Here is a 14,278-nt window from a genome sequence, read left to right as displayed (position 1 = left end):
GGACACCCGGGTTTGCTGGCGGGCGGGCGGAGACCTCTGGAGGCCTCAACGGCGGCGGCGGGGGCGCCCTTGGCGGCGCGATCTTCGTCGCGGCGGGCGGCGGCCTCACGATCGCCGGGACGAGCGCGCAGTCTGGCGGCAGCGTCACCGGCGGCGCGCCAGGCGGTGGGACGGCTACGGGCGGGACAGGCTACGGCGCCGGCATTTTCTACGAGGGCAGCCCCAACGGCGCGGCGCCGGCGACCCTCACCTTCGGCGCGGGCACCCAGCGCTACGGCGACACGATCACCGACCTCAACGGCGCGGCCGGCAACACCACCACCTCTAACGGCCTCGGGGGCACCGGCGGCACGACGGCCATCGCGAAATCGGGCGGAGGCACGCTGACGCTGGGCACGGCCAACGGCTATACCGGCGGCACGACCATCCAGTCCGGCACCGTCGAACTCGCTGCCCGCGGCGCGGCCGGAACGGGAGCGATCACCTTCGCGCCGCTCACCGGCACGGCCACGGCCCGCCTCGCGCTGCAGATGGCCGCTCAGCCGGCCAACGGCGCCACCTTCGGCAACGTGCTGACCGATTTCGGCTCCACCGCGGGGCACACGCTCGTTCTCTCCGGGCTAGCCTATACGGGGGTATCTCCGCTGACGCCACTGACGGTGACGGGTGACACGCTGACCGTCACGCAGGGCGGCCGCAGCGAGAATTTCACCCTGGGCGGCACGCGGGCGCAGTCCTACGTCGCGCAGAGCGACGGCGAGGGCGGCACGCTGATCAGCGCCAACCCGGTCTGTTTCACCACCGGCACGCGCATCCGCACCGCACGCGGCGAGGTGGCGGTGGAGGAGTTGCGGATCGGCGACCAGGCGGTAACCGCCTCCGGCGCCCTGCGGCCGCTCGTCTGGATCGGGCATCGCGCCATCGCGGGCGCCGGCACCGCCCTGCCGCCACAGCAGCAGCCGATCCGCATTCGCGCCGGCGCCTTCAGGTCGGGGCTGCCCGCCCGCGACCTCTTCCTCTCGCCCGGTCACCCCGTGCTGGTGGGAGCCGGCGCGGATGGTGCGGGCGGGCACCTCGTGCCGATCATGTGCCTGATCAACGGCACCAGCATCACCCGCGAACCCGCCACCGCCGTCACCTACTGGCACGTCGAGCTCGACGCCCACGACATCCTGCTCGCCGAGGGTCTGCCGGCGGAGAGCTACCTCGACTGGGGCGACCGGCCGTTCTTCGAGGAGGGCTCCGACTACGCCCTGCACAACCCCGACTTCGTCGCGCCGGGGCTCTCTGCCCGCTGCCGGCCGGTCGCGGTCGAGGGGCCGGTGGTCGAGGCCGAGCGGGCGCGCCTAGCGGGCGTGTTCGGCGCGTCCCTCGGGGACGCCTGCGCCTGGGACGAGGCTGGGCGCTTCGCCTGGATCGCGGCGTAGGTCTAGAGACAAGAAAGCCCCGCTCGGCGGCTGCCGGCGGGGCTGAAGGTGAGGTCTCGGGGGTCCGATGAAGTCGCCGGTCAACGGGCCGGCGGCGGGCGGGTTCCGGATCAGCGATGCGTGCGCCCGGTCCGGCTCGGCGGCGGCTCCCGCTCGTCCAGCCTTTCGAGGACCGGCACGAGCCGGCTCAGCACGCTGGTGACCTGGTCGGCATGCGCCGCTTGATCGGCCGCGGTATCGGCGACGATCGCGGCGGTGAGCCCCTTAATGGCCGTCGTCAGGTCGGCGATCGCGATGCTGTCGAACACGGCCGAGCCCGCCGTGGTCGCGATCTCCCGGGCCGTCTGCGGCTGTAGTGCCTCCGCCTTCTTGGCCTCGATCCGGTAGTCCAGCATGGTCTTGATGAAGGAGTTGAGGGGGACCAGCGCTCCCGCCACGGCCGCAGTGATGGCGATGGCGATGGCGGGCCAGCTATCGAGCGTTGCGACCGGATCCGCCAAGGGCACGCCTCCTCTCCTCCTCGGCCGCGGCCGCGGCGCGCCGCCTCTTCCGCAGCCCGAATGTATCCTCCGCCGCCATGTCGGAGGCGGCCCGGCCGGAGGAGTGGAGCTCGGCGATGGCGAAGACGCTGAACAGGGCGATCCCGATGTTGAGCGGCGGATAGGCCAGGGCAAACCCGACGAAGAGCGCCGACCAGAACGCGAATCCACCCATGCAGCCGACGGTGCGGACGAAGCTGGTCTCGCGCCCGCGCCGGCCGTTGATGATCAGGGCGGCCAGCCGCGCCGTGCCGACCGCGATGGAGATCGTGCCAGCCTGCGCCTCGGTGACGAAGGAGCCGATGACGCGCCACTGCGGGCCGACGAAGGTCGGTTCCGGATAGAGGATCACCGCCCCTACCGTGACCATGATGGCGCTCAGCCAGACCTCGGCCCACCGGGTCTGGCCATAGCGGACGGCGCGGCGGATGCGCTCGTTGAGGATGGGATCGGGATCGTAGTGGAGCATCGTTCCGTCGTGCCAGGGGGCGAGGTAGGTCAGCCAGCAGCGGCCGCGGTTGAAGCGCATGGCGCGTCCTCCTGGTGCTGCGGGCTGACGGCGAGGCGCTACTTTCCCGCGCGCGGCAGCTGCGCCACCACCGGCGCCAGCGTGTTGTGCTCGTCGGCGCCGTCCTCGAGGTTCAGCTTCCGGAACACGATCTCGGCGAGCCCGGCCTGGCCGCCGGCCGCTTCGAGCGCCTTCGCCGGCGCCGCGTCCACCGCCCGCTGCACCGCCTTGGCGATCACGGCCGAGCCGACGTTGATCGACAGCTTGCCCTCCTTCACGGCGCCGGGCACCGCGTTGATGGCGTACTCGGTCACGGCGTTCGCCATCTGCTCCACCCGGCTCTGGGTGAGGAACAGGGCGGCCCAGGGGTAGACCTTGCGGATGGCCTGAATCGTGTAGGCGGCGACCGCCGGGATGACGGCGGTGATGACGATCTCCTGGAGGAGGGCGATCCAGGGCGCGGCCGACAGCGTCACGGTGGTCGTGTCGACGGTGGTGCCCTCAGCGGCGAAGGCGGCCCCGGAGGTCACCAGCGCGACGAGCATCAGGACGCCGTAGAATGCCCGCCCGGCCCAGGGCGACCGCCGACCAAGCACAACCGCGACGAAGCAGATGACAGGGACGAGCCCGGCGACGCCGAGCAACAGGAAGGCCGTGGAGAAGGCGTGAGCGGTGCCCGTGCTGCCCCCGATGGGGTCGATAGCCATAGCCATGGCGGGGGAGCAGACGCAGGCGAGCGCCGGCGCCGCGAGGAGGGTGCGGTGCATGATGATGTCCTATCTTGGATGGTGCTGCGCTACCTTGGATGGTGCGGCCCGCTATCTTGGATGCTCGGCTGGCCCGGCCGGCTCGGGTAGTGGTCAGGCAGCCAGCGGCTTGCCGCAGGCCGGACAGGTCGGGATGGCCGGAGCGGCGGCGATCATCGCCAGCGCATCCTTCCGCACCCCGGCGACGCGGCTCGACCAGCCCTTGCCGAAGGTCGGCCAGATCGACAGCGCCCTGAGGAAGGCCAGCCGGTCGTCGCAGAGCGAGCCGATCAGCTTCTGCCGGTCCTGGCCGGCTACGGCCTTGAGGGTGATCGGCCCGATGTGGCCGTCATCCGCTACGCCGACGAGGCGCTGGAGCGCCATGGCAGCCCGGGCTGGGCCGCTGTTCACGGCCCAGTCGAAGACCGCATAGTCGAGGCCGGCCGGGAGATCGTCTCCCTCCACCGCGTCCCAGTAGCGCTGCCGGTAGACGGGAGCGACCTTCGCGGGCGTGAGCGCCTTCACGTCGGCTCGGGTCGCTGGCCGGCCCAGGACCGCCGACAGGGTGGCGAGGGTGACGCCCAGATTGGTCGGCCCGCCCGGGTCCTGTGGATGGTCCACATACCCACCCTCGTGCTTCAGGACGAGCGTGAGCGCCCGCTCGAATGTGCTCGCGGTCATCAGGATCTCCGGATTGTTGGGAATTGGCGAATCAGGCGACCACAGGCGTGTCATCCGACAGCCGGCGCCAGGAGCCGTTGGAGTAATAGGCGGGGACGCCTGTACCGCTGCCTGCGGCCTCGCCGATCTTGCGGCCGTTCGAGACGTATCTCTGGTCACCTACGGTAGGTGACAGGGAGGCCAACTGTGCGACTGTGACCGTCGCGGGCCTCACAGAGCCGGTCACGGAGAGGTCTCCGATTGCGCTTAGCAGCAGAACACGCGCAGCGCCCGTATTTGCCGCGGCTGTCCAGACCTCAAAATTCGCTGTCGTGCTGTCGTGCGAGTAGGCTAGAAGCCGACCCGCCCGCCCCCCGGTAAAGTAGTCTGCCGCCAGGGCCGCAGTTTGATCTGCCCCAAGTTGGCCTCCGAACGTCGCAGATCCGGTCAGTTTCAGCGACGTAAACGTAGGAGAATTACCGGTACCGAGACCCAAGGCCGTTGCGCCCGCAGCCGCCGTGCCGGTGAGGACGGTGCGACCGGAGGTGCTGGAGTCGGTGATGTCGGCCGCCGCTGGACCGGCGAGCGCTTTGCCGGAGGCGCGGGCGTAGTTCAGCACCGTCCAGTTACCGGATCCGTCGGAGGTCGCGACCGCCGTGTCACCGGCCGCGGTGGTGATATTGGCCGCGCCCGGGAGGATGAGCGACGTGGCGTTGTGGGTCAGGATCAGGGCGCCGCCGAAGCGCACGAAACGCTGCCTGAACCGCCTTGACCCGAACGACGTCACGGTGGTGGTGCCCGTGATCAGCACTCCCCGCGTACTCGTCGCGCCGATGTCGCAGGTCCCCGCGGACGCGACACTCGTCTCGACCAGCGGAGCGTCTATGTCGGCGAGGGCCTGCATGTCAGCCCTCGATCGTCCAGCGGTAGGCGCCCGACGCAGGGGCGGTCGCAAAGCTGAACGTGACGGTGTTGACGTCGGTCGCCACCCAGTCCGTCAGCACGAACGCGTTGGTAGATGCGTCGCGCAGGCTGACTTGCACATCCTGCGTCCCGAGACTGTGCGTCACCGCAATCGTGGTCAGCGTGCCGTTCCCGAGGGTGCCTGACACCTTGCGCGTCACGACACTGGTGTCGATCGAGAACCCGCTCGCGCCGACGGTCAGGCCGCCGCCGGCGGCCGCGACACCGCTGAAGTTGCTGCCGGACAGCTGCACGCCATTCGACCCGGTATAGGTCTGGCCGCCGCCGAACTGCGCCCACGTGGTCGCCGTCGTTCCGATGGTCACCGCGGCGTCCGAGATCACCATGAACACCTTGTCGGCGTTCGTGGTGCCCTCGGTGACCGTGACGGCGGTACCCGGGTTGAGCTCGGCGCCACTGTCGGCGTCGTTGGTGCGCGTCAGCGCGGTCGAGCCGCCGGTCCAGACGTAGAGACCGTTCTCGGAGCCCGTCGTCTGGTTCTTGAGGAGGATGCGGTCGTTGGCGGCGAGCGTCACGCCGTCGAGCGTGGTGCCGGGCGCTGAGACGCTGATGTTGCCAGTCGAGGCCGCCCGGACCGGCTGCTTCCAGTACAGGCCGCGGGCGACGTTATCGACGTACTGCTTGCTCGCCGCGTCGGTAGCGCCAGACGGATCACCGAGGCTGGTGATCCGCTGGCCGGCGAGATCGAGGCCGTTCAGAACCTTCATCGTGGTTTCCTCAGAACAAGATGGCCGAACCCGTGGCCGGTTGCGCAAAAATCACGCTGACGACGGCGCTGCCCGCGATCACATCGGGGAACACCACCTCGCCAGCGTCGTCGGTGATCTGCACGAGTGGCGGGCGTCCCAGGCTGTGGGGCAGCACCCATGAGGCAGACGGAGCGTCCTGGCGGACGACGAGGGCCCGCGCGATGCCAGGAGGACCAGGCGGACCAGCCATCCCCTGCTCCGCCACCGCTGTCGCGGTCGCCACCTGCTCGACGGCGACCGCGGCGACCGGACCGCGGTCGGTTTCGACGGTGGCGATCGCGACGACCTGCTCGGCGACGGCGGCCCGATCGGTCATGGATCCTCTCCGATCACCGGCCACACGTAATCGGTGGGCGTGCCCTGGCTGTCGGTGAGCGCCAGGCGCAGTTCGTTCACGTTGCCCGCGGAGAGAGCAGAGGACAGGGCAGCGCCACCCGCGACCCTCACCACGCCGTCCTGACCGAGCGGACCGACCGTCAGGGGCTGGTCGACCCCGCGCGCGTGCAGGGAGACCGCGGCGGCGCACCCGGTCAGGTCGAGCGCCGAGCCGTTCGGATTGGTCATCCGTATCAGCCAGGAGATTGGTCGGCCGCGGGTCTGGTAGAGCGGCTGCGCGCTCCGAGCGATCCGGCTCATTGAAATCTCCGAACCATGAGAGGGCGTCAAAAACCGGAGGGTCAGCCGAGCAAGTTGAGTCCGATCAGGGCGAGGGAGCCGTCGCCGCCGAAGAACTCGAAAGCCGAAGGCGGAGACGCCGGCAGCGGCCCGAACGCCTGGGGCGAGCGGATGCAGTTGAAGCGGGGATTGTCGTCGAACCCGCCCTGGTAGAACCCGTTACCCCGCACGTTGCCGGGCACGCCTGAGCGCACCTCGATCGGATTGGACGCGAGCACTGCGATGTAGCAGCCGCGGTCCAGCACGACGTTGTAGGGCAGCGACGATGATTTGCTGCCCGTCGTGCTTGCGTCGATGATTGACCCCTCAACGATCAACTTGCCGACGCCGCCGCGCGGGCCGACGTCGTAGATCCCGGCACGGATCTTCCCGCTGGCCACCGCCGTGATGACCTTGAGCCATACGGCACTGGCGGTGCCGGCCTCGGGGAAGTGGCGAAAGAAAATATAATTCGCCGGAAGCACCTGGCTCGGATACGGCCCGGGGGGCGAGACGGGGTTGACCGCGGGAGGGAAGAACATTCCGTCAAAGCCCACGGGCATGACTGCGGACCGCTCGCCGCAGGCGAGCTCAGCTTTCTGAAAATCGCTGGTGTAGGCGATTTTCTGTCCACTGACCGGCCCGCTGCCGACGAGCCGGAGGTCTACCGATTGTGGTCCCTCAACGAGGTACAGGCTGGCAAAGGTTTCGCCGTTAGCCCCCCGCTTCGCCAGAATATCAAGATCGACCTGTTGGCCGTTCTTGACATACCCAGCCGCATCCTGGGGGGCCGTTCGGGGAATGTACGTCACAGCGCCATCTTTATATTGCGTGATCGTAGAGCCGGGCTGGACGATCACGTTTCCGGTCACTCCTTTGGCGACGGCGAACGCAACGGCCCAGCGTGCAGGGTTGACGATACGCGTATTTTTCAGCGTAACCCGGCCAATGTTGGCGCCAGCAGGGTTGGCCGCTTGGTCCTCGTTGATGTTGTACCCCGCACCCTCGACGCCGTTGTTGGGCGAGCGATACTGCGCGGGTACAGCGTTCGGGAAAACAACGTTACCGGGATTGACCTTCGTAACATTCACCTCGTCAATGACACCACTGTTATCTGCCCAGATGGCGGGGTTCGCACCGGACCCGTAGACGACATTATCTCCGGCCCAACAGTCCTGCGTGACGCCGTCCCGGATAACCAGATCACCGTGGCCGCCGATCCCATAACCCTTGCCGCGGGTCATACTGAAGTTGAAGTTCTTCAGGATGCCGCCGCTCGGCTTTCGTCCCGCAGCGACCCAAGGGGAAAGTTTGTTATTCGCACGATCGGTATAGCGGGGATGATAAGCAAAGAACGCGTCGTCACCTCCGTAGCGAGCGCTAATTCCATCCCAAACACCCATCGTGCCGCAGTAGAACGGCTCAAAAGCTGTGTCGAGCCAGCGCTCGCAGCGGATGTCGCCAACCACCTTGAGATCGGCAGAGACATAAACAGCCGCGACAGCGCAAGCCACGTCGCTGATTAGGAGCGTCCCTTCGCAGATGAGATGCGCTCCGCTCGTGTAATTGTCCGCAAGCGTAGGCCCGCCGCCCGGGTCGTACTTGCCCAACCCCCCGATCGTAACTGCGAACAGATGCCCGTTAGCGGATCGCTGCGCTTCGAGATCCCCGTCAATAACGACGGGCTGGTACGGCCGGCTGATTTTGCAGGTGCCGTGCCAGATCATCTTGACGTTGTTGCCGTGGAGGCGGACGATCCCCTTTCCATAAATCGGTGCGGTGGTATCGACGACAAGCTCGATGTCTTCAAGGTGAAGAACGAAGCCGTCTGCTTTGTCGTTGGCCTCGTTGTTGCAGCCGAAGCCGTTCAGAACGTCGAACGACAGTCCGCGCCCCCAAAGCCAAGCGGATTTACCCTGAGCCCGGCGCTGGTCGAACCAAGCCTGGAGGATCATGTCGTTGGCTACCCGTTGGGCCATTGACGCGCGGACCCCTGGCGTGGCCGGGGTCAGACCAGCAGGCAATTCACGATAGACCAGGGTCTGTGAGACGGCCGGAAACTGGGTCCGCTGCAAAACATCAGCGACCTTACCGTCTACATAGGCTGTCGCAGCCTTGCCGTTGATTGCATCGGCCACACTCGGGATGTCGTTGATGGTGACGCTGGCGAAAGCATCCCGGACGGCCTGCTGCGTGTCGCCCGTGAACAGCACGCTCTCGATGATTTCGAGACAGGCACCATGCGGCTCGACCGAGCGAACGACGAGCAGCGGCAGGTCGGTGCCCTCGACGAGCGCGCCGGGGACCGAGGCTGACACCTGGAACCGGTCGCCGGGCTGGATGCTCGGCGTGCCGTCGAACCGGAGTTGCGCCTGCCCGATCCAGCCCGTGCGAAGGAACCGAGCCGGCCGGCCGGGGACGGCATCGCCGATCGCGAAACCTGCGAAAAGCGAGGTCGCGTCCGTCGAGGTCATCGCCCGCACGTCATGCCCGGACCAAGCCAGGGCCATCCCGTGCAAGATGGTGGTCGTGCCGACGTTGAGCCCCCGGCCCTCTCGGTCTGGCTGATGGACGGGCGGGCGGTTGTTGTAGGGCTGGGACAGGCTGAAGGCGCGACCGCCCGCGTTGCCGCCCATGGCCGTCGCCAGCGCGCTGTTGAGCGCCGAGACGATCGCCGCGTTGCTCATGCCGCGGTAGTCGGCCGATAGGGTCACCGTGACCGGCTGCTGGCCGTCCCAGGCTACCCCGAGCGACAGCGGCGAGCCCGAGCGATTGCCGAGCCGCGCCGCCAGGGTCACGCCCGGGTCGACCTCGCCCGCCGGCACGTCCACGGCGTGGTAGCTGTAGACCCGCGCCGCGTAGTCGGCGGCGCCCTCGCGCACGTCAGGGGCCGCGCCGAACAGCACCGCGGCGCCGGGACCGCTCACGGCGACCGCCGACGAAGCGCCCGCCACAGAGGTCAGCGTCAGGGCCGAGACATCGCACACACCCACCGCGTCGATCGGCGACGAGGCGTAGACGGTGAGGCTGTAGCCGTAGCGGTTGGCCCGGTGGTTCGCGAGCAGGGCACCGGCCAGATAGGAGCAGTCCATCCGGACGTGCCCGGCCAGAGCGGCACCCCGTACCGTGACCGGGGAGAGGACACCGGAGCCGGTGCTGGTCAGGGTGATGGATCGGCCGTCGATCCCGGTGCCGTGATAGGCGCCGCCCTCAATATCGATGTAGCAGGGCTCGCCCCAATTGATGTTGTCGTGGGCGCCGAACGCGCCGGTCGGCGAACGACCCCGGCAATCCCGGAACAGTTGTCGGTTGCCAGGGTGGTTGCCGATACCGAAACCAGAGCTGGAGACGAAGCCGGTGGCACCTTCGTGTATTGCAGTAATGCTGTCGAAGACTTGCACTGCTCGGTTAGGAGCATTGCCGGCCTCAATGTGCAGCGGGTAGCGCAGGTTGCGCCCAATAACCGTGAAATTGGCATAGTACCCACTCTGCGTGATGCGGAGGGGCTGAGCGGTCTCTTGGTTCGCTTGATTGTCAGCGAAGCGCGAGATGATCTGAATGTCAGAGGCGCGACCCTGGCCAACGAGATGCACGAACGCTGCGGGCGAGATAGCCGGCGAAGTCTCGACGGCGGCGCCTGGGGCGCATTCACCGAGGTACGTGCCCGGCATGATGCGGACAACGTTCGCCTCGTCGGGCCCGACCGCCCCCGCGGCGCTCATCAGCGCCGTGCCGTCGATGATCTTGGTCAGGCCGTCGAGGGACGAGCCGTCGACGGCAACGGTGACCTCGCGACGGCGACCGGGCGTCTGTGCGAGCCGGGCGGTGCTCTGCGCGCGATAGCTCGCAACCTGCCCGTTGATGGTGGTGGTGAGCGGCGTCGAGACAATCTCAAGGGTCGCCTGCTCCAGGCGGACGAAGGCGCGCGTCGTGCGGGTCGTGCTGTCGGGGCCGCTCGTCACGAGGTAGAACTCGAAGCGGGTCTCGCCGCCGACGAGGGTGTAGGTGAAACGCCCCTCGTAGACGCCGGTGCCCAGCTTGGTCAGCGAAGCGCCCGACGCGCCCACCGCTGCGGCTCCGGCTATGTCCACGGTTGCGCCGAAAGCGACGATCCGCGTCGCCGGCTCCAGGTCGAGGCTCGTGCCGAATAGGAAGCGGGCGCGGACGACGACGCCAGCTGCGAGCCCCTGCGCCGGCACGCCGACGATCAGCAGCGCGCCGGCGCCGGTCCTGCCGGCCGGGATGATGAAGCCGCGACCGCCGAACGCAGGGGTCACCCCGGCTGCGCCGCTGTAGTCGTAGCGGGCGGTGGCGAGAGCGATCAGTTCGCCGATCGCAGAGGGAAACGGCTGTACGACCTTGGCGAGGACATCGGTCGTGCCAGTCGCATCCGCCGGGAACCAGGCGGTATAGAGAAGCCGGATCGACACGTCGGCGGACACGGGCTGCGTCCCGCCGCCGATAAGGAAGATCTGGGCCGGCAGCAGTTCGTTGCCGGTCAGGACCGCGTCCATCTCCACCATGACGGTGTCGGCCTGGATTGCCGTCGCCGTGGCGGTTCCGCCCGTGACGCCGTCCGCCACGTTGAACAGGGTCGAGTTGCCCGCGCTATCCTTGAACGCGGTCAGGAAGCCCGGAGTCACCCGGTAGACCGACACGAAGCGGACCAGACGGCCCGCGTTCGCCGCGATGTCGGACGCGGACAGGTTGAAGCGAGCGCGAAGCTGCGACCCGGCACCGGACTGCCCTGCGGGCACTCGGACACCGCCGCCGCCATCATCGACGGCGCCACTCGCGAGTTCACGGTAGGGGTCGTTGGCGAGGACGAGCTTAGGGGACGCCAGAGTGCGCGCCAGACGCTCGGCGGCCTTCGCGCGCAGAATCTCGGCCGGCAGGCCTGCCGGGTCAGCCCCAGACTGCTGCAGCAGGAATTGGATGAAGAGCGAGATGTCCTGACGCGAAACCGTGCCACTCGGCGACAGGCCAAAGACTTGGTCGAGGTTGCCGGACGGCAGGTTGTTCATCCGGATGCCGTCGGCGTCAGCCATATCATTATCCAGCACTGGAGAGGGCGCCGGATAGGGCACCCTGTCGGGATGGTCGGAGGTGGAGAGCGGCCCGTCTGGGCCGGGATCAGGCGACGGTGACGTCCGCTGGGCCAGCGGCGAGCGACGGCGTCGAGGGACCGTCGAGCGTGTCGAGGGCGGTCGCCCAGACGCGGTATGTCGTGCCGCTCGCCAGCGGGTTACCGTTGCCGAGGGTCGAGAAGAACAGCGGCGGCAAGGTCGTGTTCGGACCGCTCACGATCGGATCGCCGACCTTCGACGCCGCGGCGAACGGTGCGCCGGCCGGGCCGATGTAGATCTGGGTGGCGACCGTTTCCGGGGCCGGGCCGGCAGTGACCTGGACCCGGATCTGGCCGGCGCTTGGCGAGGTGGCCGAGAGATTGTAGGGCGCCGGCAGCGGGGCCGGATCGGTGGCGGCGACCTGATGCGTGAGGGACGCCGTCCAGCTGCCCGGCGTGCCGAGCACCGAGATCGCGCGGGCCTGGAGCTCGATGCCGTCACCTTTCTCGTAGCCCGGCAGGACCACCGCGCCGGCCGCGGCCGAGCCGGGGGCCGACATCCACGTGGCCGCACCGATCTCGCGGTGCCGGACCTCGAACGAGGCGATGGTCAGCGTTTCGAGCGGGTCCGCCCGCAGCAATACGACCACCGGCACCGGGTTGGTTGGGGTCGCGGCATCCGATGCCAGCACGCCCGACACCACGTTGTTGATGATCGGCGCCAGCGGGGTGCCGGTCTGCTCCTGCGCCGGCCCGCCAGCCCGACCGCTCCACGGCGGCGGCACCTCGGCATCGACCAGCGCCTCGATCTCCGGGGCGTGGTCGATCAGGGTCAGGCGGGCCGCGAAGTCCTCCATCGCCTCGAAGCCCTTCACGGTCACCGCGAAGCTCTCGCGTGAGGACGGGCCGAAGAACGCGAGCTCGCCGGACGCGTCGTCCGCGGTCGGGCCGGCCGGGATGTCTCCAGCGCCCGTGAGGCGGACCCAGCTCGCCTCTCCCGGAACGGTGGCGACGGTGCGCAACAGGCTGGCGCCGTCGGCGCGCCGGAACCGGATCGCGTAGCTCTGGCCCGCCTCCATCGACACGAACTCGTCGAGGTAGACCATCGTGGTGCCGGCGACCGTCAGGACGTTCGTCACCCGGGCGGCCACCATGGTCCGGTCGAGGACGTCGTGGCTGAACTGCGCGCGGTCGCCCCGGCTGACCGTCAGCGCCTCGAAATCCTGGTTCACCGTGTGGGTGTCGGGCCGGTGGATCAGCTCGTACTGGCGCTTGCGCGCCTCGCGCCACACCATGTCAGGGTTCGTGACGCCCGGCATGTCGAGCTTCTCGGTGACCCGGATGTCGCCGCTGTGCCCCGGCCAGGGGACCAGGCGCTCCGCCTTCGCGAACCCGTTGGTCTCGTCGAGGAACGAGATCCGGAATGCATCCGGGAACACGGTGTAGGGGCGCTTGCCCTGGTAGCTCCACGAGTTGCGCGGGCTGATGTGGGCCGAGACCACGGTGAGCGCCCGATCGATCACGACCTGCCACACCTCGCCGGTATCGTGCGGGCTGGCCCGGCCTGCGGCTGCGACATCGCCCAGCACTTCGAGGACGGTGGCGTCGAAGTCGTGCACTCGGTTGTAGGTCAGCCCCTTCGCGGCGCAGAACCGGTGCCAGTCCTCAAGCGCGCCGACCTCGGCCAGCGTCAGCGGGTAGGCCATGGCCGGGCCGGTGAGCACATACCGGAAGAGGCTCGCCGGGTTGTTGGTCTCCCGCACGATCCACGTGCCGCTCGCCTCGTCCCAGTCCGGGCACAGCGTCGCGACATCACAGTTGAGGGCATCGAGCATGCCGTTGAGCTGCCCGGTCGCCCGGATCCGGCAGGCGGCGAGCGCCAGCGGCTCGGGGAAGTCGATCGGGTATTCGGGGCGGAGGCTCCGCAGCACCGACCACACCGTGGCGCCGTGGCGCTGGATCGTCTTGTTCGACTGGTCGACCTCGTCCCAGTCGGTGGTCGAGCGGGTCAGCTCGATGTCGTAGCGCCCGCGCTCCGGGAAGGTGATCGGCACCGTGCGGGTGAGCGCCTTGGCCTTGTTCGACGTGATGCTGATGGCCGGGCCCGGCTGCCAGTTGTTCGTGCCGGACTTGCAGTAACGGACGCCGATGTTGACCGTGAAGTTCTGGTACGCGCCATCCTTGTTGACCTGATAGATGCCGGTGCTGGTGACGTCGATCTCGCAGCCGGTGCAATCCGAGGCCGTGGTGCGGATCTGCGGCCCGCCGGTCGGCACCTGGCTGGTCTTGAGCGCGACCGACAGCGCCTCTTCGATGACCTGCTGGGTGTAGAGGGTCAGGCGCTCGTCCGAGGTGTAGCCCTGGCGGGTCTCCAGGATGACATCCGTAAATCGCTCGATCGGCGTCTCGCCGATGCGCCAGTTGCGCATGACGAGCGGGCCGTAGCCGACGAGGAAGGCGGCCGTGACATAGCGCTCGTCACCCACGGCCTGGGTGTAGGGGGTGGCGGCGTAGGGCGGCGCGAACCGGACCCGCCCCAAGATCAGCGGCACCGGCGCGTCGGGGGTCAGCTGGTTCTGCAAGCCCTGAATCGCGTAGGTCGGCTTCTCCTTCGTGTCGCTGCGCGGCGGCACCAGCGCGTTGATGAGCAGCGTGCCGGCGAGCAGCGTAGTGCCGGTGATCCCGGCCGACAGCAGAGAGGCGAGCGAGCCCGACGCCGCGCCCGGCAGGCCGAGGAGCGAGCCGGCGAGCAGCGGGCCATAGAACTGGCCGAGGGCAATCGCGCCGACGGTGACGGCGATCGTCAGCACGTTGCGCATCGCGTCGCCGGCCGGCACCGGCTGGATCAGCAGGTGCGTCCCGGGCCGCGGGCGAGTGCCGGGCCACATCGGCAGCGGCACGGCCCGGCCGTCGATCGTGACGCGCAAGCGCTTCCGCAGGCTGTCC

10 protein-coding genes and 1 pseudogene are annotated in these 14,278 nt (G+C 68.7%); 1 reads left to right on the top strand and 10 read right to left on the bottom strand.

The features are described 5' to 3' along the window. Positions 1 to 788: 788 nt before the first annotated feature. Positions 789 to 1,427, top strand: a pseudogene (locus DK412_RS31595) (Hint domain-containing protein); the annotation flags it as partial. A gap of 110 nt (positions 1,428 to 1,537) precedes the next feature. Here DK412_RS31595 and DK412_RS28515 read toward each other — a convergent pair. The 10 genes from DK412_RS28515 to DK412_RS28470 form a co-directional block, all read right to left on the bottom strand. After that, positions 1,538 to 1,933 (bottom strand): hypothetical protein, encoded by a 396-nt coding sequence (locus DK412_RS28515; RefSeq protein WP_109974738.1) that lies wholly within the window; start codon positions 1,931 to 1,933, stop codon positions 1,538 to 1,540. Continuing rightward, a complete protein-coding gene (locus DK412_RS30730) occupies positions 1,899 to 2,495 on the bottom strand; it encodes a hypothetical protein (RefSeq protein WP_245447334.1) in 597 nt (198 codons plus the stop codon). The genes DK412_RS28515 and DK412_RS30730 overlap by 35 nt, the downstream gene beginning before the upstream one ends. A gap of 38 nt (positions 2,496 to 2,533) precedes the next feature. Then, positions 2,534 to 3,241 (bottom strand): hypothetical protein, encoded by a 708-nt coding sequence (locus DK412_RS28505; RefSeq protein ID WP_109974737.1) that lies wholly within the window; start codon positions 3,239 to 3,241, stop codon positions 2,534 to 2,536. A 93-nt stretch (positions 3,242 to 3,334) separates the two neighbouring features. Further along, positions 3,335 to 3,901 (bottom strand): glycoside hydrolase family 108 protein, encoded by a 567-nt coding sequence (locus DK412_RS28500; protein ID WP_109974736.1) that lies wholly within the window; start codon positions 3,899 to 3,901, stop codon positions 3,335 to 3,337. A gap of 31 nt (positions 3,902 to 3,932) precedes the next feature. Next, positions 3,933 to 4,784: a hypothetical protein gene (locus DK412_RS28495; RefSeq protein WP_109974735.1), complete on the bottom strand. Its 852-nt coding sequence runs from the start codon at positions 4,782 to 4,784 to the stop codon at positions 3,933 to 3,935. 1 nt (position 4,785) lies between these two features. Continuing rightward, a complete protein-coding gene (locus tag DK412_RS28490) occupies positions 4,786 to 5,571 on the bottom strand; it encodes a head decoration protein (RefSeq protein ID WP_109974734.1) in 786 nt (261 codons plus the stop codon). 10 nt (positions 5,572 to 5,581) lie between these two features. After that, positions 5,582 to 5,929 carry a hypothetical protein gene (locus tag DK412_RS28485; protein WP_109974733.1) on the bottom strand — a complete coding sequence of 116 codons (348 nt, stop codon included), beginning with the start codon at positions 5,927 to 5,929 and terminating at the stop codon, positions 5,582 to 5,584. Next, positions 5,926 to 6,249, bottom strand: coding sequence for a hypothetical protein (locus tag DK412_RS28480; protein WP_162596340.1), 324 nt, complete (start codon positions 6,247 to 6,249; stop codon positions 5,926 to 5,928). The genes DK412_RS28485 and DK412_RS28480 overlap by 4 nt, the downstream gene beginning before the upstream one ends. Before the next feature lie 41 nt (positions 6,250 to 6,290). Continuing rightward, positions 6,291 to 11,315, bottom strand: coding sequence for a hypothetical protein (locus DK412_RS28475; protein WP_109974731.1), 5,025 nt, complete (start codon positions 11,313 to 11,315; stop codon positions 6,291 to 6,293). An 85-nt stretch (positions 11,316 to 11,400) separates the two neighbouring features. Next, complete coding sequence (locus tag DK412_RS28470) at positions 11,401 to 14,259, bottom strand: phage tail protein (protein WP_109974730.1); 2,859 nt, start codon at positions 14,257 to 14,259, stop codon at positions 11,401 to 11,403. Between the last annotated feature and the right edge of the window lie 19 nt (positions 14,260 to 14,278).

It is taken from the genome of Methylobacterium sp. 17Sr1-1 (assembly GCF_003173775.1).
GTDB lineage: Bacteria > Pseudomonadota > Alphaproteobacteria > Rhizobiales > Beijerinckiaceae > Methylobacterium.
The sequence above is the reverse complement of the archived record's forward strand: the minus strand, read 5'-3'. Positions and strand labels throughout refer to the sequence as shown.